Source organism: Micromonospora maris AB-18-032, assembly GCF_000204155.1.
Classification (GTDB): Bacteria; Actinomycetota; Actinomycetes; order Mycobacteriales; family Micromonosporaceae; genus Micromonospora; species Micromonospora gifhornensis.
This window is the reverse complement of record NC_015434.1, coordinates 2,744,493-2,768,888: the sequence shown is the minus strand read 5'-3', so window position 1 is coordinate 2,768,888 and position 24,396 is coordinate 2,744,493. Positions and strand designations below refer to the sequence as shown.

The following is a 24,396-nucleotide window of genomic DNA, read 5'->3' as shown; positions in this document are numbered from 1 at the left end:
CCCTCCCGAGAGGCCGCCGGCGGCGCACGCCGGTGGCGTGCGCAGCGCTGGCAGGTCTTCGGACTCGCGGGCATGACACGAGGTCACCTACTGGCCGTCGCTTCCCGGACCTGGTGGTCCAGTGCTTCGTTGACGGCGGTCGTTCCCACTCACCGCTGCGGGGCAGTCCCGGTCTCTCACCGGGTTCCCTCTTACGACGCCCCACCCTGGCGGGATGGGGCGAACCAGCGCCGCTCGCCATCGTACGGGCCGGATGGTCGTCTCCGCGTCACGCTGTCCGACGGGCGGGATGGGTGTCAGGGCGAGCACGGTAACCGCTCAAGAAAGCACTATCGGAAATAGGTTTGCTATGGAAACCTGTTGGCATGACTGCTGATTCGGTACCCACCAGCGGCGACCCCCGCCAGCTGCTGTCGGAGGTGCGCGCCCTCGCCCGCCGGGTGCGTCTTGACCAGCGGGTGACCTGGGTTGCGCTACTGGTGCTGGCCGCGGTGACGTTCGTGGCGATTCCGATCGACTGGTACTCCCTCCGAGCCGACTGTGGATCCGCGAGCGCGTGGGTCACGGACGTGAACGACGGCTCCTGGTGCCACGTCCGGCGTGACGGCGCGATGTTCTATTGGCCGCCGGCGCTGCTGCTGGCGTACACGGCGATCGCCGTTTACGCCGTGCGGGTCGCCCGGTCGCGGGGGCTGGGCGTACGGGTGCTGCCGTACGTGATCACCGGCGTCGCGCTGACCGTCCTGTTCACCGTTCTGTGGCTGCTGGCGCGCCTGTACCTGGCCGGCCCGGCGCCCACCCAACCGCTCCCCTCCTGGGTGATGCTGCTGGACCGTCTGGTCGCACCGGCGGGCGCGATCGGGGTCGCGCTGCTGGTGCTGGCCTGGTTGGAGCGCCACGTCGCGCTGCTGGTGTTCACCCTCGGGTATCTGGCGGTGGTGCTGGTGCCGATCAACATCTTCTGGCACCCCGACTGGGGATACGCGGGAATTCTGGGAGAGTTCCTGCCGCCGCAGATCGTCAACGGCGCCGTGCTGCTGCTGGGCGCGGTCGGCTTCGCGGTGGCCCGCCGGCGGCAGCGATGACCGCCGCGAGCGGGGCCCCGGACCCGTACGCACCGTCCGCCCACCCGGTCAACGGCCTGGACGACGTGGTGCACCAGCGGGTCCGGCTGGGCATCCTCACCATCGCGCACGAGGCCCGCCGGGTCGAGTTCGGCTACCTGCGCACCCAGCTGGAACTGACCGGCGGCAACCTCTCCAAGCACCTCAGCGTGCTCGAAGAGGCCGGTCTGATCGAGATCGAGAAGGGGTACGAGGGCCGACGCGGCCGTACCTGGATCACGCTCACCGCTGCCGGCAGCACTGCCCTCGCCGACGAGATCGGGCGGCTGAAGCTGCTCATTGCGCGGGTTGAGACCACCGACACCGCGGAGGGCCGATGACCAGCGCACTGACCCGTCGGCGCCTGCTCGCAGCCGCGCTCGCGACCGGCGTCGCCGTGCCGCTCGGCGACCGCGGCCGAGCGGCGCCGGCTTCGCCCGGCCCGACACGGATCACGCTGCCCCCGCCCACCGGGCCGCACCGTGTCGGCACCGTGTCGCTGCACCTCGTCGACGGATCCCGCCCGGATCCGGTCGCCGGCGCCGGGCATCATCGCGAGCTGATGGCCAGCGTCTGGTATCCCGCCGTCGGAAACGTCCGGCGTCATCCGGTGGTGCCGTGGATGCCCGCCGCGCCGCTGCGTGCGCTGCTCGTGTCCGCCGGGTTCGACGCTGATGCCGCGGCGGCGCCCCGCACGGCCGGCCACGAGGGCGCTGCGGCGCTCCGGGCACCCGCACGGCTGCCCGTGATCGTGTTCTCCCACGGCAATGACGGTCACCGTGCCGAGGCCACCATCGTGGTCCAGGAACTCGCCAGTCACGGCTACGTCGTGGTCACAGTGGATCACACGTACGACGCGTTCAGCGTTTTCCCCGACGGCCGGCTCACCGTCCCCGAGGATCTGTCGTTCACGCCATGGGACCACGCCCGCGACATCCGGTTCGTTCTCGACTGCATCGAGGACCTGGCCGCCGGCCGCAACCCCGACGTTCGGGGGCGTCCGCTGCCGGCCAGCCTGGGCGCCGCGTTTGACCTGCGTCGCATTGGCATGTTCGGCTGGTCGAAGGGCGCGACCGCGACCGCCCTCGTCATGAACCAGGACCGGCGCGTACGGGCCGGGCTCGGCTTCGACGGCCCGATGCAGTCGGTGCCACCAGTCGCTGAGATCGACCGACCGTTCATGCTGATGACCGCGGAGTTCACCCGGGCCGCCGAGCCGAGCATCGCGCAGTTCTGGTCGAACCTGCACGGATGGCGGCTCAACGTGCAGGCGGACGGCGCGGCGCACTCGTCGTACTGCGACAACCAGTGGCTGATCCCGCAACTGGCGAGGATCATCGGGATGAGCGACGAGGACCTCGCCGGCTGGATCGGCACCCTCGACCCGGCCCGGGCGGTGCGGATCCAGCAGGCGTACCCGCTCGCGTTCTTCGACCTGCACCTACGTCACCAGCGGCAGCACCTGCTCGAAGGCCCGAACCCGGCCTTTCCGGAAGTGCAATTCATCGTCTGACACATCTCAAACACCTTGCCTGACGTCCCCGTCGCAGCCGGCGCCGGCGGAATCCCCTGACCGTGATCCGCCCCCCGGGCGGCCGGATCGGCGAGTCGCGTCTGGCGTGTGCCTTCCACCCGCTCAGGCGTTGAGGTACGCCAGGACGGCAAGCACCCGCCGGTTGTCGTCAGTTGAGGGCGGCATGTCGAGTTTGGTGAATATGTTGTTGATGTGTTTGCTCACGGCTTTCTCGGTGATGCGGAGCTTGGCCCCGATCGCCGCGTTGGAGCGACCTTCGGCCATTTCACCGAGCACGTCCCGTTCTCTGGGGGTGAGCGCCGCCAGCGGCTCTCGGCGGGCGAGGAGCTGCGAGATCACCTCGGGGTCCATGGCGGTACCGCCGGCGGCGACCCGGCGCACGGCGTCGACGAACTCGCCGACGTGGGACACGCGGTCCTTGAGCAGGTAGCCCACCCCGCCGTGCGGTGTGCTGAGCAGTTCGCGGGCGTACAAGGGCTCGACGTGCTGGGAGAGCACGAGGATGGGCAGGCCGGGAATCCGGGTACGGGCCGCGATCGCGGCCTGCAGACCTTCGTCGGTGAACGTCGGCGGGAGTCGGACGTCGATGACCGCCACCTGGGGCCGGTGGGTGATCAGGGTGGGCAGCAGGGCCGGACCGTTGTCGACGGCGGCGACGACGTCGAAGTCGTAGGCCCGCAGGATTCGGGTCAGCCCGTCCCGGAGGAGCGCGTGGTCCTCGGCGATGACAACGCGCACGGCAACTCCATGGTGATGACGGTGGGCCCTCCGAGCGGACTCGACAGGGCCATCGTGCCATCGAAGGCGGCCAGGCGGCGTTCGATGCCCCGCAGACCGGTGCCGGACACGGGGTCGCCGCCGCCCACGCCGTCGTCGGCGACCACCATCGTCAGTGTTCCGTCCGCGTGCCGCAGGGACACCGATCCGGTGTGGGCGCGGCTGTGGCGGACCATGTTGGTAAGCGTCTCCGCGACGGCGAAGTAGGCGGCCGACTCGACGGGTGTGTCGAGTCGGCCGGGCAGGTCGACATCGACTGTGATCGGCACGGGCAGGCTCAGCGCCAGTGCCCGCACCGCGCCGTCCAGTCCGCGTTCGGCAAGCACGGGTGGATGGATGCCCCGGACCAGGTGCCGCAGCTCGACCAGTGCGGCGCTGCTTGCTTCACGCGCTTCCGCGAGCATCTCGTGGGCTGCGGCCGGGTTCCGGTCGATCAGTTCGTCGGCCAGACCGATCGTCATGCCCAGCGAGACGAGCCGCGCCTGGATGCCGTCGTGCAGGTCGCGCTCGATGCGGCGCAGCTCGGCTGCCTGGGCGTCCACCGTGTCGGCGCGCGTCACGGTCAACTGGGCGACCCGCAGGCGAAGTTCGGCGGCCTTGGTCGGTGCGAGCAGGAGTCGGGCGAAGTACGCGTCGACCCGCCGTAGCCACGGCGCCACCCACAGACCGCCGGCCAGGATGGCGGCGCCTTGCGGTAGGCAGATCAGCCCTTCACCGAATGTGTCGATGGACCAGACGGTGCCGTAGCCGTACCAGTCGGTGCCGAGCCAGATCCACAGCGGCGTCAGCGTCAGGCCCATGATCCCGTACAGCGGCACGGCCAGCGAGATCACGCCGAGGGTGGCCCCGACGATCCCGCCGGGCAGGAGCCAGGCGAGGTCGCGCCAGGTGGCCGGGTCCGTGACGATCCACCGGAAGCGCCGCCAGCCGCCGGCGATGCCCCGCTCCGGGGGCGGATGGTACGGGCGTGGCACCGGGACCCCGGCCCATGCGGCACGCCTGCGTTCGAGGTCCGCCCGCTTTCGGACCAGCGTCGTCGTCCAGGACAGCAGCGCCATGCCGAGCAGCGGCACCGGGACCAGGACCAGCGCCAGCAGCGATACGACGAGCAGCGCGACGTTGGCCAGGGCCAGGCCGATCGCGGCCAGACCGGCGAGCACCGCGCGCACACCCCGACGCGCCCACTCGTACGTCCGCTCGTCAGGCCCGGCCGTGTTCACGGGTGCCATTGTGCCCACGCGATCGCCGTTTCTCGGTGGTGCTAGCACCCCGTTCGGAGGGGAGACAGCGTTCCTGACAACGCCCTGCTGAGACGGTCTGCTGGGCTCATGATGACTACCATGCCGTCACAGTCGACGACCGGCAGCGACTTCGCCGTCCTGTCCCGCCGGATCACCGACGCCGGGTTGATGCGCCGCCGGCCCGCCTACTACGTCGTCCGGCTGAGCATCGTCACGCTGATGTTCGTCGGCGGCTGGGCGGCCTTCTTCGCCCTCGGCTCCTCCTGGTGGCAGATGATCACCGCCGTGTTCCTCGCCGTCACGTTCGCCCAGGTCGCACTCGTGGCGCACGACCTGGCACACCGCCAGGTGTTCCGCACCAGACGTCCGAGCGCGGTCGCCGGACTGCTGGCCGGCAATCTCGGCATCGGAATGAGCTACGGCTGGTGGATGGACAAGCACACCCGTCACCACAACAACCCCAACCACGACGACCTCGACCCGGACGTGGCCCCCGAGGTGCTCGTCTGGACCACCGAGTCGGCCATCGGCCGTCGCGGACTGAAGGGCTTCATCACCCGGCACCAGGCCACGCTGTTCTTCCCGCTGCTCACGCTGCTCGCCGTCAGCCTGAAGGTGTCAAGCGTCAAGGCGTTGCGCGACGGCACGGTGAAACAGCGGCGTGTGGAGAGCGCACTGCTGATCCTGCACGCCGTCGGCTACCTCGGCGCGCTGGTGCTCGTCCTCTCGCCGCCGCAGGCCGTCGCCTTCCTGCTGCTGCACCAGGCACTGTTCGGCGTCTACCTCGGCATGACCTTCGCTCCCAACCACAAGGGCATGCCGCACCCGACCGGCACCGAGGACTATCTCCGCAAGCAGGTGTTGACCTCCCGCAACGTTCGGGGGAACCGGCTGGTCGACGCGGCGCTCGGTGGCCTGAACTACCAGATCGAACACCACCTGTTCCCCGGCATGCCGACGTCCAACCTGCGCAAGGCACAACCGATCGTGCAGGCGTACTGCGCCGAGATCGGCGTCGCCTACGTACAGACCGGTCTTGTCACCTCCTACCGCCAGGCCCTGCGACACCTGCACGAGGTGGGCGCACCCGCACGCGCCGAACACGCACGGCGCTGATCACGGGGAGACGTCGTTGACGAAATCACTGAGCGCCTGGCCGGCCTTGAGGCCGGAGCCGGTCAGGACGAGGACCACGGTGTCGTCGGGGTTGATGTGGCCGTCGGCGTGGAACTGGCGGAGGGCGGGCAGGACCTGCGCGCTGGTGGGTTCCACGAACACGCCGGTACGGGCGAGCTCACGCACGGCGGGTAGGAGTTCCTCCTCGGCGACTGCGGTGGCGGCGCCGCCGCTGTCACGGATCGCCGCGAGGACCTCCCGGTCGCGTACCGGCTGGGCGATGGCGGCTCCTTCGGCGAGTGTCTTGGGCCAGGTGCGGGCCTCGACCGCGATGTCGCCGCCCGTGAGGGCGTTGACCAGCGGGCAGCAGTGTTCGGGCTGGCTGACCAGGATGCGGGGCACCTGGTCGATCTCTCCTGCCCGCCTGAGCTCGGCGAAACCCATGGCGCAGCCCAGGACGAGGCTGCCGGCGCCGGCCGGCACCAGGACGGCCGAGGGGGCGGTGAAGCCCAGGTCCTCCCAGATCTCGTAGGCGATCAGCTTGATGCCCTGGAGGAAGTGGGGGTGCCAGTTGTGGCTGGCGTAGAAGCGGGTGTCGGCGCGGCGGATGGCTTCGTCGGCGACGTCCTGGCGGCTGCCGGGGACGAGATCCACGCCCGCTCCGTGCAGGCGTACTTGCGCGATCTTTGTGGGAGACGTGGAGGCGGGGGCGATGATCTGGGCGTCGATGCCGGCGGCGGCGCTGTAGGCGGCGATGGAGGAGCCGCCGTTGCCGCTGGAGTCTTCGAGGATCTGCCCGATGCCCTGGTGGCGCAGCGCAGTGATCATGACGGAGCTGCCGCGGTCCTTGAAACTGCCGGTGGGGTTCATGGACTCGGGCTTGACGGCCACGTGGAGTCCCGCGAAGGTCCGCGGCAGCAGGGGGGTGCGTCCTTCGCCCAGGGTGACGGGATCGGCCTGGGGCAGGGGCAGCGCGGCCCGATAGCGCCACTGAGAGTTGACGCCGGTGTCGATCTGCTCGCGGGTGATGCCGGGCAGGGGCTCCATCATCAGCGGGGATTTGTCGTCGCCACGCCAGCGGGGCTGGTCGGATGCGTAGCGGCGGCCGCTGCGGTCGGTGAGCTGGGCCATGTTGTCGGACATCGAGGGTGACGCTCCTTCGTCGGTGCTTGTTGAGGCGACGCCGAGCGCGCTCCCCTCGCCTCTGGACAGGAACTCTAGATCCAGAGCCTCTACCAGGGCTGGATCGGCGCCCACCGCCCTCAGCGCGCCGTCGCCGGGGTGAAGGAGTTGCACTACGGTTCCGCCGTAGAGGTGCACGCCATCGCGGCCCTCGACTGACCGTCCAGCTCCTTGCCAGCGATCGCCAGACTGGGTGAATGCGCTGCGGCCATGAACCCGAGGACTTTCCGCTCCGCCAGGCTGCACTGGACCTGGTGAAGGACAACCCCGAGGGGCGCTCCCTCAAAAGGAAACTCGACGCCTTCGACGAACTCGATGAAGCGGCGAAGAAAAAGGCTGCCCAGGACATCCGCGAAGACATCGCCGGCATCGTCGCCCGTGCGGTCACCGAAGAGCACCACCGCACTCAGATGCTGGACGCCCTCGTCACCTTCAGGAACAACCCCCGTTTCGCCGCCTCCGATCCAGCGGAGATAGCGGACCAGCACCCAGTCGTGGCCCAGACCCTGGACATCGCGCAGGACATCGTCGTGGAGCTGGGAAAAGAAGTGTTGATCGAGGCGTTGTTTCCCGGCGCGCATCTGCTCGTCCCGCCCCACGACTTCGTGGACAGCCTCTGTACGGCCGTGGAAATGCTCGAGGTCGCGGAAGACCCGGCGGAGTCGCTGTGGTGGCCCTGACCCTCGGCTGTTTCGGGTCGGTTCGCTCGCCGTCCGACCGGTCCGGCAGTGTTGACGCCGGAAGGGCCTGAGTGGCACCGGGCGAGGTGACCAGCACAGGTCGAAACCTCGCCAAGCGACGCTACCAGTTCGCCGGCTGGCCACGCCCCCGCCGTGTTGGTCCGTGTACGCACTGCCCCCGGCCGCGATCATGTCGAGATCCGCGTCCACATGCTGCCCACCCCGACCGAACGAGCCGCCCGCCAGCAGCTGGTCGGACCGCTCGACGACCTACGGCACGCCGTCATTGCCGGCCCCAATCTCGAAAGACAACCCGATGACTGACCTGTTCGACCTCGCCGCCGTGGTAACCGCCCGGCTGGACGCCGTCAACGGCCGCAGCCGCGAGGAAATCGGCCTGCGCATCCTCAAAGTCACCGAGGAAGCAGGCGAAGTCGCCGCAGCCTGGATCGGCGCCATCGGCCAGAACCCCCGCAAAGGCGTCACCCACACCACCGACGACGTGGCCGCCGAACTGGCCGACGTCGCACTCACCGCCCTGGTCGCCATCACCAGTCTCGACCGCGACCCGCGCGACGTTGTCACCGCCTGCGTCAACAAGGCCGCCGCCCGCCTCGACACCTACTCGACGACGCCGCCCGAATGAGCGGTCAGCGCCACATCGACCGGTACGGCGGGTCGGTCCCGTAGTTCCACCGGGCCTGACCGGAACCGAAGTCGATCAGGGAAAGGCGTTCGGTGCCATGCAGCTGGCGAAGACCAGCGCGAGCACCCAGTCCAGGTTGCTCGGCAGGCACAACCGCACCACGAAACCCGGCCGCCGCGTGCGCGGCCGGGGATCCCGTCTGCGGGGTGGACCAAGACGGCGGTCCAGGTCCGGCGTGAAGTACTGCGACAACCCCCACTTCAGCCCGCTCACCAGGACCATCCCGAGGGTGAACATGCCTACCGTGGCGGCGCCCACCATGACCGCCTCGAGCACCGAGTCGCCGGCCGAACCCGAGCGCAGCAGCGACGCTGCCACGTACCCGGCCAACGGAACCACGCTCAGCCCGAACCACGCCTGAAAGCGGAAGAGGTTGGCCATCTCAGCGTCACCACCCGAAGGCGGCCAGTCCCGAGCATGACCACGCACCTCCCCCAGCGTCCAGACGAACCGCGTGTCCCGGTTGGCCAGGCGCACCAACACCGGCGCCATCAGGACAACGAGCGGACGGCCCAGATCCCGCAACCGTCGGCGTGGCTGAGCAGGCTCGATTTCGACATCATCGTCGGTGATCACGCAGATCGTGTGCCCTCTACGTCGCTGCCACCAGGCTGGAGTGGGATATCAACCAGACAAAACCTGAGCGCGTCCCCTGGTAGCGAACCCGGCGCAAGACGCACCCCGCATGCAGCCAAGGTACGGGAGTCGGAAGGTCTGCGCCATGCTGTCCGCTCGGTCCAGGTGCCGGGTGGCCCTGCTCAGGACGGCTCGCTCTCGCGACCGCACCGTCCTGAACCGCCGTGACCGTGCCGAGAGTGGACGGTGACCGAGTGGGCTGCCGTAATGCGTAGCGTCGGGGAATGACATCGGTGCACGAGAACCTGGCAGTGGCGGATCGGTGGGTGCGAACACTCACCACGAGCGGCACCCACCGCATCCAACTGGTCTGTTTTCCGCACGCCGGCGGGACGGCCAACTACTTCCTGTCGTTGGCCCGGGCGCTGCCACCGGAAATAGAGGTGTTGGCGATCCAGTACCCGGGACGGCAGGACCGGCGTGCCGAGCGCGCCCGTACCTCCATTGCGGAGCTTGCCGACGAGGCGGACGCCGTGCTGCGCGCCCGGCTCGCCGGGCCGTATGCGTTCTTCGGGCACAGCATGGGTGCGGTGATCGCTCACGAGGTCACCCAGCGGCGTGCCAGGGCCGGCGCCCGACTGCCGCAACGGCTGTTCGTCTCGGGCCGACGCGCGCCGGATCAGCCGCCGTGCCGGCCGGATCCGCCGCGCACGGACGTCGGGATCCTGGACGATCTCCGCGAGGCGGGTGGCACCCATCCCCTGTTTCTGACCGATGCCGAACTCCGCGCCGAGCTCCTACGGGTCATGCGTGCCGACTATCAGGCCATCGACACGTACGCGTGGCATTCGCATCCGCCGGTGAACTGTCCGATCACCGCCCTGACCGGTGACGCCGACCCGCAGGCTTCCGTCGCGGCAGTGCGCGCCTGGTCGGCACACACCTCGGCCGGGTTTGACCTGCGCGTCTTCTCCGGCGGGCACTTCTATCTCGACGAGCACCGGCCGGACGTGGCCGGCGCGATCGGTCAGGGACTGCTTCCGCTGCCCTGAGGGCCGGTCACCCCCAGCGGGGCGACCGGCCCGTCGGTGCGGGTCAGCGTGCCGAACTGGTGGCCAGCGCCGGTGGCAGGTACCCGACCTCGGTGAAGAATCGCAGGTAGGTGTCCAGTACGTCCGCGGTGACCGGGGCGGGTGGCAGACCCGCGGCGGCCAGCGCGGCGTCGGTGTCGGCAGTGTCGATCACCGGGTAGAAGGCGTCGGTGTCGGCGACCATCAGCTCGAACGCGTCGAGCAGCGGGTAGAGCGCGTTGTCCCGGTCGGCGAGCACCGCGGCGTGCCACTCGGCCCAGCTGGTGACGGGCAGCAGGTGTCCGTGGGCACGGAGCCGGTCCAGGATGTCGCTCCAGGCGACCCGCTCGCAGTTGTAGAGGTGGTAGGTGCTGCCGATCTGCTTCGAGTCGGTGGACAGCGCGATGATCGACGCGGCCACGTGGTCGACCGGTACCAGGGGGACGCTGCCGCCGAGGCTGTCCGGAATCGTGCCGGCCTGGATCAGTCCCTTGATGCTCAGCCACAGGTAGTCGCGGGTCTGGCAGGCGCCGTGGCGGCGGTCGCCGGAGACCAGGTCCACCCGGTACACCGAGACCGGCAGACCGCGCTCGCGGGCCAGTCCGATGATCTGCTCGGCGACCCATTTGCTCTGCAGGTAGCCGCTGGGCAGCAGGTCGGCCGGGCCGGTCGGGTCGTGTGGACCGTGGCCACGCCCGTCGGGGGCGGGGCCGGCGAACACGCCGGTGGTGGAGACGTAGTGGACCGGTACGGTGCGGTGCGCGGCGGACAGGCGCAGCACCTCGCGGGTGCCGTCCACGTTCGCCGCACGCAACGTGGCGTACGGCTGGAGCCAGTTCACCGTCGCGCCGGCGTGGTAGACGACGTCGATGTCGCGGGCCAGCGTGTCGAAGGCGCCCGAGGTGAGGCCGAGGCGGTCGGCGGCGAGGTCCCCCACCACGGGTACCACTCGGCCGGGGTCCAGCTGGTCCTCGATGCGGTACCACCGGGCGGTCGCGCGTAGCCGCTTCCATGCGTCGTCCGGGTCGTTCGCCCGGATCAGGCAGTGCACCGTGGCGGTGGTCGTGGCCAGTAGTTCACGGAGCAGGAACGCGCCGACGAACCCGGTGGCGCCGGTGAGCAGGATGTGCCGGGGTGCGCCGTGGGGGGTGGAGCCGGGCGCCGGCCGGATGTCGTCGGGCAGCGTGACGTCGGCGGTCAGGTCAAGGCCGGCCGACCGCTCCGGGCCCGTGTCGAGCAGGCTGGTGTGCAGGTAGTCGGCCAGGGCCTGCGGGGTGGGATGGTCGAAGACGGTGGTGGCGGGTAGGGCCAGGTCGGTGCGCTGGGCCAGCCGGTTGCGTAGTTCGACGGCGAGCAGCGAGTCGATGCCGAGGTCGGTGAACGTGCCGTCGGCGGGCAGGTTGTCGGTCCCGGTGCGGCCGAGCACGTCGGCGGTGACCGTACGGACCAGGGTGGTGAGGGCGTCGCGGCGTTCGTCGGCGGAGAGCCCGGCCAGGTCGGTCAGCGTGTCGGCGGACCGGTCCGCGTCGGCGGGTTCGCGCCGTACCGTCGGCGGCAGCAGGCTACGCAGCACCGCCGGCACGGTCTCCGGGCGGGCGCGCAGGGCGGTCAGATCGATCGGCACGCCGATGAGCACCGGCTCCGGATGCCGCAGCGCCGTGTCCAGCATGGTCAGGCCGGTGGCCGGGTCGATCTGCTGATAGCCGGCGCGGGCGATGCGGGACCGGTCGGCGTCGGTGAGGTCTCCGGTGATGCCGCTGCGGCCGGCCCACAGGCCCCAGGCGATCGAGGTGGCCGGCAGGCCGGTGGCGTGGCGGTACGCGGCGAGCCCGTCGAGGAAGGCGTTGGCGGCGGCGTAGTTGCCCTGCCCGGCGCCGCCGATGGTCGCGGCGAGCGAGGAGAACAGCACGAACGCGGCCAGGTCGAGGTGGCGGGTGAGTTCGTGCAGGTGGGCGGCGGCGTCTGCTTTGGGGCGCAGCACCCGGGCCAGCCGGTCCGGGTCGAGGTCGCCGATCAGGCCGTCGTCGATGGTCCCGGCGGTGTGGAAGACGGCGTTGATCGGCGGTGCGGCCGCCAGCGCGGCGCGCAGCCCGTCCCGATCGGCCACGTCACAGGCAACGACCCGGGCGGTGGCGCCGACGGCGGCGAGGTCGGCGATCAACTGGCGGGCGGCTGGTGTGTCCGGGCCGCTGCGGCTGAGCACGAGCAGGTCCCGGACGCCGTGGCGGGTGGCGAGGTGTGTGGCTACCAGGGTGCCGAGCGAGCCGAGCCCGGTGACGAGCACGGTTCCGGCACCGAGGCGGGGGCCGGGTCCGGGTGGTGTGGGGACCCGTTCTGCGCGGGGCACGTACGCGGTCCCGGCCCGTACCGCGATCTCCGGTTCACCGGTGGCGGCCAGGCTGGTCAGTAGTTCCGGGGTGGGTTCGTCGTCGAGGTCGACGATGACGAGACGGCCGGGCTGTTCGGTGGTGGCGGTGCGGGCCAGTCCGTGCAGGGCGGTGGCGGCCGGATCGGTGACCGGGCCTGGGCCGGTCGCGCCGCGGGTGAGCAGCACGGCCGGTGGGCCGGACGGGGCGGCCAGGTGGCGGTGCAGGGTGTCGAGCAGTTCGGTGGTACGCCGGTGCAGGTCGGTGGCCAGGTCACCGGCTGCGGTGGCGCGACCGTCGATGACGGCCGGGGTGGGGCCGGTGGCGGTCGGCACGGCCATCGGCTGCCAGGCGATGCGGAACAGGGCGTCACCGGGTCGGTGCCGGGCGTGGGCCAGGGTGTCGGCGTCGACCTCTCGGGTGCGGACGGTGGCCACGGTGGCCAGCGGTTCGTCGTCGCCGGTGGTGAGCAGCAGGCCGCGGGGGGCGCTGCCGTTGCCGGCCGGGTCGGTGACGATGGTGCGTACCCCGGCCGTGGCGGCGGCGCTGCGCTGCACGGCCACGTCACGCCAGTGGTACGCCTCGCCGTGGTGGCCGGTCGCGGCCAGCGCGGCGTGCAGGAGTTCGGGGTGCAGCACGTAGTCGCCGGCCGTTTCGCCGTCGGGCAGCCGCACGGGCACCGGCTCGCCCTCGGCCGTCGGGATGGTCGCGACGTCGGCGGCCAGGTCGCCGGTGGCGAGCAGTGTCCACGGGACGTCGACGCCGTCCGGGCGGCCGTGCAGCGTCACCGGCCGGGTGTCCCCGGTGGGTGCGCCGACCCGGATCTGCACGCGCAGACCCCGGTCGGGGCAGATGACCGGGCCGGTCACGTCGAGGCGGCGCAGCACCGGCCGGCCGCACTCGTCGCCGGCCCGGATGGCCAGTTCCACCAGGGCCGACGGTGGCACCAGGACGGCGCCGTCCACCCGGTGGCGGTCCAGCCAGCGGTGGGTGGCGGGGGCGAAGCGGCCGGTGAGGACCAGCTCGCCGGTGTCGGGCAGGGTGACGGCGCCGGCCAGCACCGGGTGGTCGGCGGGGGTGAGGCCGAGGGCGGCCGAGTCGGCCGGGGGCGGGGTGACCCAGAACCGGCGCCGTTGGAACGGATAGGTGGGGAGGTCGACGGGGCGGGCGCCGGTACCGTCGAGCACCGCCCGCCAGTCGACGCGGTGACCGTGCCGGTGCAAGGTGGCCAGCGCGCCGGCCAGGGCGCCCACCTGGTCGTGGCCGGTCTGTGCAGGTACCGCCACGCCGGTGTGGTCGGTGAGGGTGGCGGCGACCGCCGGGGTGAGCACGGCCGCCGGTCCGACTTCGAGGAAGGTGGTGGCACCGGTGTCGGCCAGCGCGCGGACGCAGTCCTGGAAGCGGACCGTGGCGCGGACCTGCCGTACCCAGTAGTCGGGGTCGGTCAGCAGGCCGGGGGTGGCGAGGTCGCCGGTCACGTTGGACACGACCGGCAGGGTGGGTTCCCGGTAGGTGAGGGTGGCGGCGACCCGGTGCAGCGGGTCGAGGACCGGGGTGGTCATCGGCGAGTGGAAGGCGTGGCTGACCGCGAGCCGGTGGGTGGTGATCCCCTGGGCGGCGAGTCGTTGCGCGACGGCGAGCACGGCGGGTTCGGGGCCGGCGAGGGTCACTGCGGCAGGGGCGTTGACGGCGGCGATCACCACGTCGTCGTCGTGCTCGTCGAGCAGTGCCTGCACCTGGTCGGCCGGGGCGGCGACGGCAACCATGGCGCCCCCGGGTGGGAGGTCCTGGAGCAGTCGGGCGCGGGCGGCGACCAGGGTGACGGCGTCGGTCAGGTCCAGTACTCCGGCGACGTGCGCGGCGGTGATCTCGCCGAGGGAGTGCCCGCCGACCATGTCGGCGCGTACGCCGAAGGACTCGGCCAACCGGAACAGCGCCACTTCCCACGCGAACAGTGCGGGTTGGGTCCAGCCGGTGTGTGCCAGTTTCCCTGCCTGGTCGGTGCCGTCGGCGGCGAACAGGACGTCACGTAGCGGCTCGTCGAGGTGGGGGGCGAAGGCGGCGCAGACCTCGTCGAGGGCGGCGGCGAAGGTGGGGAAACGGGTGTACAGGGCGGCGCCCATGCCGGGGCGTTGGGCACCCTGCCCGGAGAAGATCACGGCGAGGCGTCCGGGTTCGCCGGTCGGGGTGGTGTCCGGTGCGGCGGCCAGCGCGGCGAGGCCGTCGAGCAGGCCGCTACGGTCGGCGGCGACCACGTGCGCGCGGTGTCCCAGGGGGGTGCGGTGCAGGGCGAGGGTGTATGCCGCGTCGGCCGGTTCGACGTCGGGCCGGTTACTCAGGTGCGCGTGTAGCCGGCTCGCCTGGGCGCGTAGCGCGGCTGCGGTGCGGGCGGAGAGCAGGAACGGGTACGGGCCGGGCTGCCGTGGTGTGTCCGGTTCCGGTGGTTCGGCAACGTGTTCGAGGATGATGTGGGCGTTGGTGCCGCTGACGCCGAAGGACGACACGGCGGCGCGGCGGGGGCGTTCGGTCTGCGGCCATGGGCGTGCCGTGGTGAGCAGGTCCAGTGCGCCCTGGGTCCAGTCGACGGCCGGGTTGGGTGTGTCGAGGTGCAGGGAGCGGGGGGCGATGCCGTGGCGCATGGCCTCGATCATTTTGATCGCGCCGCCGGCTCCGGCGGCGGCGACACTGTGGCCGATGTTGGATTTCAGCGAGCCGAGCAGCGCCGGAATGGCGCGGTCCTGCCCGTAGGTGGCCAGCAGGGCCTGGGCTTCGATCGGGTCACCGAGTCGGGTGCCGGTGCCGTGGGCTTCGATGACGTCGACGTCGGCGGGGGTGAGCCGGGCGTCGGCCAGGGCCTGCCGGATGACGCGTTGCTGGGCCGGGCCGCTGGGCGCGGTGAGGCCGTTGGAGGCGCCGTCGGAGTTGATGGCGGAGCCGCGCAGGACGGCGAGGATGCGGTGGCCGTGGCGGCGGGCGTCGGTGAGGCGTTCCAGCAGGAGCAGGCCGGCGCCTTCGGCCCAGCCGGTGCCGTCGGCGGTGGCGTCGAAGGATTTGCAGCGGCCGTCGCGGGCGAGGCCACGCTGCCGGGAGAAGTCGATGAACCCGCCGGGGTGGCCGTAGACGGTGCAGCCTCCGGCGACGGCGAGGTCGGCTTCCCCGGCGCGCAGGGCGCGGGCGGCCAGGTGCAGGGCGACCAGGGATGAGGAGCAGGCGGTGTCGACGGAGAGTACGGGTCCTTCGAGGCCGAAGGTGTAGGCGATGCGGCCGGAGGCGATGCTGCTGAGCCGGCTGGTCATCATGAAGCCGTCGAGTTCGGGTGGGCCGTCCAGGCCGAGGTACGACTGTTCGCCGACGCCGACGAACACGCCGGTGCGGCTGCCGCGCAGCGGGCCGATGTCCAGGCCGGCGCGTTCGAACAGTTCCCATGTGGTTTCCAGGAGCACTCGCTGCTGGGGGTCCATGCCGAGGGCTTCGCGGGCGGAGATGCCGAAGAACTCGGCGTCGAAGTCGGTGGCCGCGTCGATGAAACCACCGTGGCGGGTGTAGGAGGTGCCGGGCGGGCCGTCCGGGTGGTAGAGCCGGTCGACGTCCCATCCACGGTCGTCCGGCCAGGTAGTGATGGCGTCGACACCGTCGGCGACCAGCTGCCACAGTTGTTCGGGGTTGTCGGCGCCCGGGTAGCGGCAGGCGGTGGCCACCACGGCGACTGGTTCCGGGGTGCCGGCCTCCAGTTCGGCGACGCGTTCGCGTGACCGCTGCAGCTCGGCGGTCACCCACTGCAGGTATTTCAGCATGCGGTCCTCTTCGGACACGGCGTCTCCTCGGGGGGTCGGGCGGGTGCGGCCGGGGGGTGGGTGCGGCCGGGGGTAGGTCAGGCGCCGGCGGGTCGGGCGGCGCGGCCGAGCTGGTCGTCGATGAAGGCGAACAGTTCGTCGGCGTCGGCTGAGTGCAGCAGGTCCGGTTCGGGGCCGGGTTCGGTCGGTGACCGGCGGGCCAGTACTTCTCCGAGTCGGACCAGCACGGCGGTGCGCCGATCTGTGGTCAGCGTGTTGCGGGCCAGCGCGGCGTCGAGGCGGTCCACCTCGGCCAGCAGGTCGAGGTCGTCGGGTGCGGCGGGTGCGGCGGTGGCGTACTGGTCGAGGAGCAGGCCGGCCAGCGAGCGGGGCGTCGGGTGGTCGAATACCGCAGTGGCGGGCAGGGGGATGCCGAGGGCGGTGCTGAGCCGGCTGCGCAGTTCCACGGCGGTCATCGAGTCGAACCCGAGGTCGGTGAAGGCGCGGTCGGCACCGAGCCGGGTGGGGTCGCCGTGGCCGAGCACGGTGGCGGCTTCGGTGCGGACCAGTGCGAGCAGCCGGTCGGCGCGGGCGTCGTCGTCCAGGCCGGTCAGATCCACTGCCGGTGCTGGTGTGCTTTTCGGTTCGGGTACGGCGGTGGTGGTGGCGGCGTCGCGCAGGAGCCAGTACCGCTCGCGTTGGAACGGATAGCTGGGTAGGGGGATGCGGGTGCCGGCGGCCACCGGCGGATAGGTGTCGGGGTCGACGGGTTGGCCGTAGGCGTACAGGTGGCCGAAGAGTTCGGCGGCGGCTTGTGGTTCGGGGCGGTCGCGGCGCAGCGTGGGCAGGGCGGCGACTCCGTCGGGCAGGTGGGCGGCGAGCATGCCGGTGAGGATCGCGTCGGGTCCGACCTCGATGAGCGTGGTGACGTCGTCGGCGAGCAGCCGCTGGGCGGCGTCGTGGAATCGGACGGTGGAACGGACCTGCCCCACCCAATACTCCGGATCCGACCACTGCGCCGTCACCGGCTCCCCCGTCACCGTCGACACCGCCGACACCACCGGCCGCCCGAAAGACAACTCCCGAACCACAGCCCGGAACTCATCCAACATCGGATCCATCAACGACGAATGAAACGCATGCGACACCACCAACGACCTCGACCGACACGACAACCGACCCACCACCGACTCCACCGCACCCGCCACCCCCGACAACACCACCGACCGCGGCCCATTCACCGCACCAACCGACACACCATCGGTCAACAACGGCACCACCTCCTCCTCAGAGGCCTGCACCGCCACCATCACCCCACCCGCCGGCAACGCCTGCATCAACCGACCCCGCGCACCCACCAACCGACACGCATCCGACAACGACAAAACACCCGCCACATGAGCCGCAGCAATCTCCCCCACCGAATGACCCACCACCACATCCGGCCGCACACCCCACGACTCCAACAACCGAAACAGCGCCACCTCCACCGCAAAAATCGCCGGCTGCGCATTCCCCGTCGCATCCACATCCCCCGCATCCCACACCAAACGCGAACACACCTCCTCCCACACCCGCCGAAACACCGGAAACACCCCCACCAAACCCTCACCCATCCCCACCCACTGCGACCCCTGACCGGTGAACAGGACAGCGGTGCGGCCGGGGCGGGGCGGGGTGACGGGGGTGGCGGTGCGCAGGGCGGTGGTGAGGGTGCTGGGGTCGGCGGCGGCCACGACGGCCCGGTGGGCGAGCAGGGCGCGGCCGGTCAGCAGGGAGCGGGCGAGGTCGGCGGGTTGTCCGATGGGGTGGTCGGCGAGTTGGTCGAGGTGGGCGCGCAGGGCCTGCGGGGTGGCGGCGGACACCACGATCGGGACGGGCCGGTCGGTGCCGGGTGGCGTGGGGTCGTCTGCGGCCGGTTCGGTCTCGACGGCGGGCGGTTCTTCGAGGATGACGTGGGCGTTGGTGCCGCCGATTCCGAAGGAGGAGACGGCGGCGCGGCGGGGGCGGCCGGTGTCGGGCCAGTCCTGTCGGGTGGACAGCAGCTGCACCGCACCGGAGTCCCAGTCGACCATGGGTGACGGCACCTCGCAGTGCAGTGAGCGGGGTGCCACCCCGGCCCGTATCGCCTGCACCATCTTGATCACACCACCCACACCCGCAGCCGCCTGGGCATGACCGATGTTCGACTTCAACGACCCCAACAACACCGGCACACCACCGGTACGGGACCCGTACGTCGCCAACACCGCCTGCGCCTCAATCGGATCACCCAACGACGTACCGGTGCCATGCGCCTCCACCACATCCACGTCGGATGCCGACAGGCCAGCGGCACCCAACGCCGCCCGAATCACCCGCTCCTGCGCCGGACCACTCGGCGCCGTCAAACCATTCGACGCACCATCCGAATTCACCGCACTACCCCGCACCACCGCCAAAACCCGATGACCCCTCTCCCGAGCCACCGACAACCGCTCCACCAACAACAAACCCACACCCTCAGCCCAACCCGTACCCGCCGCACCCGCACCAAACGACCGACACCGACCATCCACCGCCAAACCCCGCTGACGCGAAAACTCCACAAACGCGGTCGGAGTGGCCATGACGGTGACTCCGCCGACCAGGGCGGCGGAGCACTCGCCCCGACGCAGAGCGCTGACCGCCAGATGCAGGGCGACCAGCGACGACGAGCAGGCGGTGTCGACGGTCAGGGTCGGGCCGTTGAGGCCGTACACGTAGGCGAGGCGGCCGGAGGCGACGCTGCCCATGGTGCCGCCGGCCAGGTAGCCTTCGACCTCGGCGGGCAGGGTGCCGGGTCCGGAGCCGTAGTCGTGGTACATGACGCCGCAGAAGACACCTGTGTCACTACCCCGCAACGACCGTGGGTCGATCCCCGCCTGCTCGAACGTCTCCCACGCCACCTCCAACAACAACCGCTGCTGCGGATCAGTCGCCAACGCCTCCCGCGGCGACATCCCGAAGAACTCCGCATCAAACAGATCCGCGTCGTACAGAAACCCACCCTCACCCGCATACGACTTACCCACCGCCTCCGGATCCGGATCCACCAGGTCGGCCGGCCAACCCCGATTCACCGGAAACGGGCCCACCGCGTCCTTCTCGGCCACCACCAGATCCCACAACTCATCCGCCGACGACACACCCCCAGGAAAACGACAGCCCATCCCGACGATCACCACCGGATCCTCATCAGCCACCACGACCGGAGCCACGGTCTGCTCGGCGGCGGGTGCGGTGTCGGTGAGTCGGCTGGCCAGGTGTTCGGCCAGGGCAGCCGGGGTGGGGTGGTCGAAGATCAGGGTGGCGGGCAGGGTGAGGCCGGTGGCGGTGGCCAGCCGGTTACGCAGTTCCACCCCGGTGAGCGAGTCGAAGCCCAGGTCGGAGACGGTGCGGTCGAGGTCGATGGCGGCCGGGTCGTCGTGGCCGAGGACGGCGGCGGCGTGGGTGCGGACCAGGTTGGCGAGGGCGCGGTCACGGTCGGGCGGGTTCATCGCGGCGATCCGGCGGATCGACGCCGGACCCCGGTCGCGGCGGGGCGCTCGCCGGCCGGGTGCCAGGCTGTGCAGGACGGCGGGTACGTCGGTGGAGGTGCGTAGCAGAGTCGGGTCGACGGCGGTCACGGCGAGCACCGGGTCGGTGCTGGCGACGGCGGCGTCTAGGGCGGTCATCGCGTCGGCGGTGTCGATGGGGCGCAGGCCGAGGCGGGCGATGCGGGAGAGGTCGGTGTCGGTCAGGGTGGCGGACATGGTGCCGCCGTCCTGCCACAGTCCCCAGGCGATGGAGGTGGCGGGCAGTCCGGCGGCCTGCCGGTGTCGGGCCAGTTCGTCGAGGAAGGCGTTGCCGGCGGCGTAGGCGGCCTGTCCGGCGGGGCCGATCAGTCCGGCGATCGACGAGTAGAGAACGAACGCGGTGAGCGGCCTGTCGGCGGTCAGCTCGTGCAGATGCCAGGCGGCGTCGGCCTTCGCGGCGAGGACCTCGTCGACCTGGTCCGCGGTCAGTGAGGCAAGGACGCCGTCGCGGCTGATGCCGGCCGCGTGCACCACGGCGGTGAGCGCGGGATGCCGGTCCAGCAGGCCGGCCAGGGCGGTGCGGTCGGTGACGTCGCAGGCGGCGACGTGCACGCGCGCGCCCAGCCCGGTCAGTTCCGTGGTGAGGTCGGCGACGCCGGGAGCCTCCGGGCCGGTGCGGCTGACCAGCAGCAGGTCGCGGACGCCGTGCCGGGTGGCCAGGTGGCGGGCCAGGGCGGCGCCCAGGGCGCCGGTGCCGCCGGTGATCAGTACCGTGCCGTCACCCCAGTCGGGAGTCGTCTGTGGTGCCGGTCCGGCCGGGACGAGCCGGGGCACCATCACCTCACCATCGCGGATGCGCAGGTCGGGTTCGTCGCCGAGGGCCTCGCGCAGCAGGGCGGTGCGGGAGGCGTCGGTGTCGTCGGTGTCGACGAACACGACACGGCCGGGATTCTCGGTGCGGGCGCTGCGGACCAGGCCGGCGACGGCAGCGGCGGTGAGCGGGTCGTCGGCGGGCGGGACGACGACGAGGCGGGGACCGGGTTCGCCGGTCAGGTGGTCGCGGAGCACGGCGAGGGTGTCGTGCACGGCGGTGCGGGCCCGGGTGGCCGGCGAACCCGGGCCGGTTGCGGCCACCCGGACGATCAGGAGGTCCGGCGGGGCGGTGCCGTCCGCATTCGCCGCCGGAGCGTGGCCGGGCGCCGGGTGCGGCTGCCACTGCGGCCGGTAGCGCAGGTCGGTGACGGAGGGGCGGAACTGGTCCGGGTCGGCCGGGCGCAGGGTGAGTTGGCGGACGGTGGCGACCGGGTCGCCGGTGTCGTCGGTGACGGTGAGGCGGACGGATTCCGGCCCGAGTGGGGTGATCCGGGCGCGCAGGATGGTCGCCCGGGTTCCGGCCAGGTGCACGCCGGCCCAGGCGAACGGCAGCCGGGCCGGGCTGTCGGCGGCGACGCCGGGCAGCAGGGGGTGCAGCGCGGCGTCGAGCAGCGCCGGGTGCACGGTGAACCCGGTGTTGTCGGGACCGGTGATCTCCGCGTACAGGTCGTCGCCGTGGCGGTGCAGGCGTTGCAGGCCGCGGAACTGCGGGCCGTAGTCGTAGCCGTGCTCGGTCAGCCGGTCGTACAGGTCATCGAGGTCGATCTCGGTGGCGGCGGCCGGGACGCGGGTGTCCGGGTGCTCGTCGGGCGGGGTGTCGTCCAGTACGGCGGTGGCGTGGCGCTGCCAGGGGGTGTCGTCGGTGGCGGCGGGGCGGGTGAACACCTCTGCGGTGCAGCGGCCGTCGTCGTGGCCGGTGACGGTGACCTGCAGGTCGAGCGGTTGGTCACCGGGCAGGGTGACGGGTGTGGTCGTGACGAGGTCGACCAGATGGGGGTGCCCGGTGCGGGCGCCGACGGTGGCGAGCAGATCGGCCAGGGCGACGCCGGGAAGCACGACGGTGCCGTGGAGGCGGTGGTCGGCAAGCCACGGCTGGGTAGTGGTGGACAGTTCGCCGGTGAACACGGTCGTGTCGCCGGCGGCGAGGGTGACGGCCGCGGTGAGCAGCGGGTGCCCTGCGGGCCGCAGACCGGCGTCGACGCCACTGGCCGGATGCATCCAGTAGCGGCGGCGCTGGAATGGGTAGGTCGGCAGGGCATGGCGGCGGGTTCCGGTGTCGGCGAGGATGGCGGGCCGGTCGATGCCTGCGCCGGTGGCCCAGAGCGTGGCGGCCGCGGTGCGCACGGCGTCCGGTTCGGGTTGGTCGCGGCGCAGGGTGGAGATGGTGGTGAGGGTGTCGGCGGCCAGGCCGCTGAGTACGGCGTCGGGTCCGATCTCGAGCAGCGTGCGGGCGCCGAGCCGGTGGGCGGTGCGGATCGCGTCGTGGAATCGGACGGTGGAACGGACCTGCCCCACCCAATACTCCGGATCCGACCACTGCGCCGTCACCGGCTCCCCCGTCACCGTCGACACCGCCGACACCACCGGCCGCCCGAAAGACAACTCCCGAACCACAGCCCGGAACTCATCCAACATCGGATCCATCAACGACGAATGAAACGCATGCGACACCACCAACGACCTCGACCGACACGACAACCGACCCACCACCGACTCCACCGCACCCGCCACCCCCGACAACACCACCGACCGCGGCCCATTCACCGCACCAACCGACACACCATCGGTCAACAACGGCACCACCTCCTCCTCAGAGGCCTGCACCGCCACCATCACCCCACCCGCCGGCAACGCCTGCATCAACCGACCCCGCGCACCCACCAACCGACACGCATCCGACAACGACAAAACACCCGCCACATGAGCCGCAGCAATCTCCCCCACCGAATGACCCACCACCACATCCGGCCGCACACCCCACGACTCCAACAACCGAAACAGCGCCACCTCCACCGCAAAAATCGCCGGCTGCGCATTCCCCGTCGCATCCACATCCCCCGCATCCCACACCAAACGCGAACACACCTCCTCCCACACCCGCCGAAACACCGGAAACACCCCCACCAAACCCTCACCCATCCCCACCCACTGCGACCCCTGACCGGTAAAGGCGAAGACGGTCTTGCCGCTGCTGCGGGTGCCGCGGTGCACGGCGGGGTGCGGACGGTCCTCGGCCAGGGCGAGCAGAGCCTGGCGCAGGTCGGCGGATTGGGTGCCGAGGACGGCGGCGCGGTGCGTCAGAGCGGCGCGGCCGGTGGCGAGGGAGCCGGCGACGTCGAGGGGGTCGGTGTCCGGGTCGGTGAGCAGGTCCGCGATGCGGCGGGCGGTGTCGGCGAGGGCGGCGGGCCCACGGGCGGACAGCAGCAGGGGTATGCGCTGCGGGCGTTCTCCGGCGGCGGGTTCGTCGGTCGGTTCGGATTCCGGGGCCTGCTCAAGGATGACGTGGGCGTTGGTGCCACCGAATCCGAAGGACGACACCGCGGCGCGGCGGGGACGTCCGGTGTCGGGCCAGTCCTGCCGGGACGACAGCAGCTGCACCGCACCGGAATCCCAGTCCACCATCGGCGACGGCACTTCACAGTGCAGCGACCGCGGTGCCACTCCCGCCCGTATCGCCTGCACCATCTTGATCACACCACCCACACCCGCAGCCGCCTGGGCATGACCGATGTTCGACTTCAACGACCCCAACAACACCGGCACACCACCGGTACGGGACCCGTACGTCGCCAACACCGCCTGCGCCTCAATCGGATCACCCAACGACGTACCCGTCCCGTGCGCCTCCACCACATCCACATCCGACGCCGACAACCCCGCCACACCCAACGCCGCCCGAATCACCCGCTCCTGCGCCGGACCACTCGGCGCCGTCAAACCATTCGACGCACCATCCGAATTCACCGCACTACCCCGCACCACCGCCAAAACCCGATGACCCCTCTCCCGAGCCACCGACAACCGCTCCACCAACAACAAACCCACACCCTCAGCCCAACCCGTACCCGCCGCACCCGCACCAAACGACCGACACCGACCATCCACCGCCAAACCCCGCTGACGCGAAAACTCCACAAACGCGGTCGGGGTGGCCATCACCGTCACCCCGCCGACCAGAGCGGCGGAACACTCGCCCCGACGCAGAGCGCTGACCGCCAGATGCAGGGCGACCAGCGACGACGAGCAGGCGGTGTCGACGGTCAGGGTCGGACCCTCCAGCCCGAACACGTACGCCAGGCGACCCGACGCGATGCTGCCCGCGCTGCCGCTGAACAGGTAGCCCTCGGCCTCGCCGGGCAGCCGCGGCCGGGCACCGTAGTCGTGGTACATGCTGCCGAGGAAGACGCCGGTGTCGGTGCCACGCAGCGACTCCGGGTCGATGCCGGCGTTCTCGGCGGTTTCCCATGCCACTTCCAGCAGCAACCGCTGCTGCGGGTCGATGGCTTCGGCCTCGCGCGGCGAGATGCCGAAGAAGTCCGCGTCGAACTGGTCGGCGTCGTACAGGAAGCCGCCCTCACCCGCGTACGACTTGCCCACCGCTTCGGGGTCCGGGTCGACCAGGTCGGCTGGCCAACCCCGGTTCTCCGGGAACGGACCGACCGCGTCGCGCTCGGCCAGCACCAGATCCCACAGCTCGTCCGGTGAGGTGACGCCGCCCGGGTAACGGCAGCCCATGCCGACCACCGCGATCGGCTCCCGATCCTGGTCCTCGGCGGCCCGCAGCCGGGCCCGCAGGTCCTGTGAGTCGGCGATGGCGCGCTTGAGGTAGTCGCGCAACTTCTGCTCGTCGGCCACGGTCGTCT

12 protein-coding genes, 1 pseudogene and 1 riboswitch are annotated in these 24,396 nt (G+C 71.3%); of the genes and pseudogenes, 7 read left to right on the top strand and 6 right to left on the bottom strand.

The features are described 5' to 3' along the window. Positions 1-32 precede the first annotated feature (32 nt). Positions 33-244, bottom strand: a riboswitch (cobalamin riboswitch). Positions 245-365: 121 nt separating this feature from the next. From VAB18032_RS12460 to VAB18032_RS12450, 3 genes are read left to right on the top strand one after another with little or no spacing between them, the layout of a single operon-like run. Beyond that, entirely contained in the window at positions 366-1,085 is a 720-nt protein-coding gene (locus tag VAB18032_RS12460; protein ID WP_013733191.1) for a hypothetical protein, read from the top strand. Then, the gene (locus VAB18032_RS12455; protein WP_013733190.1) at positions 1,082-1,444 is read left to right on the top strand and encodes a transcriptional regulator; all 363 of its coding nucleotides are present in this window, start codon (positions 1,082-1,084) and stop codon (positions 1,442-1,444) included. Before VAB18032_RS12460 ends, VAB18032_RS12455 begins: the two co-directional genes overlap by 4 nt. Continuing rightward, positions 1,441-2,616, top strand: coding sequence for an alpha/beta hydrolase family protein (locus tag VAB18032_RS12450; protein ID WP_013733189.1), 1,176 nt, complete (start codon positions 1,441-1,443; stop codon positions 2,614-2,616). Before VAB18032_RS12455 ends, VAB18032_RS12450 begins: the two co-directional genes overlap by 4 nt. Before the next feature lie 123 nt (positions 2,617-2,739). On the opposite strand, the gene VAB18032_RS12445 is transcribed toward VAB18032_RS12450, so the two are convergent. After that, on the bottom strand, positions 2,740-3,375 hold the full coding sequence (locus tag VAB18032_RS12445) for a LuxR C-terminal-related transcriptional regulator (protein ID WP_013733188.1): 636 nt from the start codon (positions 3,373-3,375) through the stop codon (positions 2,740-2,742). After that, complete coding sequence (locus VAB18032_RS12440) at positions 3,327-4,634, bottom strand: sensor histidine kinase (protein WP_232510789.1); 1,308 nt, start codon at positions 4,632-4,634, stop codon at positions 3,327-3,329. Before VAB18032_RS12440 ends, VAB18032_RS12445 begins: the two co-directional genes overlap by 49 nt. Before the next feature lie 111 nt (positions 4,635-4,745). Here VAB18032_RS12440 and VAB18032_RS12435 point away from each other — a divergent pair, with 111 nt between their 5' ends. Next, positions 4,746-5,771 (top strand): fatty acid desaturase family protein, encoded by a 1,026-nt coding sequence (locus VAB18032_RS12435; protein WP_043723990.1) that lies wholly within the window; start codon positions 4,746-4,748, stop codon positions 5,769-5,771. On the opposite strand, the gene VAB18032_RS12430 is transcribed toward VAB18032_RS12435, so the two are convergent. After that, on the bottom strand, positions 5,772-6,914 hold the full coding sequence (locus VAB18032_RS12430) for a pyridoxal-phosphate dependent enzyme (RefSeq protein ID WP_013733185.1): 1,143 nt from the start codon (positions 6,912-6,914) through the stop codon (positions 5,772-5,774). A 236-nt stretch (positions 6,915-7,150) separates the two neighbouring features. Here VAB18032_RS12430 and VAB18032_RS31725 point away from each other — a divergent pair, with 236 nt between their 5' ends. Together VAB18032_RS31725 and VAB18032_RS12410 are read left to right on the top strand one after the other, a co-directional pair. Continuing rightward, positions 7,151-7,633, top strand: a complete 483-nt coding sequence (locus tag VAB18032_RS31725) for a hypothetical protein (RefSeq protein WP_148272257.1) — start codon at positions 7,151-7,153, stop codon at positions 7,631-7,633. Between the two features lie 316 nt (positions 7,634-7,949). Then, the gene (locus VAB18032_RS12410) at positions 7,950-8,279 is read left to right on the top strand and encodes a MazG-like family protein (protein WP_013733182.1); all 330 of its coding nucleotides are present in this window, start codon (positions 7,950-7,952) and stop codon (positions 8,277-8,279) included. 75 nt (positions 8,280-8,354) lie between these two features. Here VAB18032_RS12410 and VAB18032_RS12405 read toward each other — a convergent pair whose 3' ends face one another. After that, positions 8,355-8,831 carry a hypothetical protein gene (locus VAB18032_RS12405; RefSeq protein WP_043720540.1) on the bottom strand — a complete coding sequence of 159 codons (477 nt, stop codon included), beginning with the start codon at positions 8,829-8,831 and terminating at the stop codon, positions 8,355-8,357. A gap of 368 nt (positions 8,832-9,199) precedes the next feature. On the opposite strand from VAB18032_RS12405, the gene VAB18032_RS12400 reads away from it, so the two are divergent. Next, the gene (locus VAB18032_RS12400; protein WP_043720537.1) at positions 9,200-9,967 is read left to right on the top strand and encodes a thioesterase II family protein; all 768 of its coding nucleotides are present in this window, start codon (positions 9,200-9,202) and stop codon (positions 9,965-9,967) included. Positions 9,968-10,010: 43 nt separating this feature from the next. Here VAB18032_RS12400 and VAB18032_RS12395 read toward each other — a convergent pair whose 3' ends face one another. Continuing rightward, positions 10,011-16,163 (bottom strand): type I polyketide synthase, encoded by a 6,153-nt coding sequence (locus VAB18032_RS12395; RefSeq protein ID WP_013733179.1) that lies wholly within the window; start codon positions 16,161-16,163, stop codon positions 10,011-10,013. A gap of 341 nt (positions 16,164-16,504) precedes the next feature. Continuing rightward, positions 16,505-24,388 (bottom strand): annotated as a pseudogene (locus VAB18032_RS32600) (SDR family NAD(P)-dependent oxidoreductase); the annotation flags it as partial. Positions 24,389-24,396 lie beyond the last annotated feature (8 nt).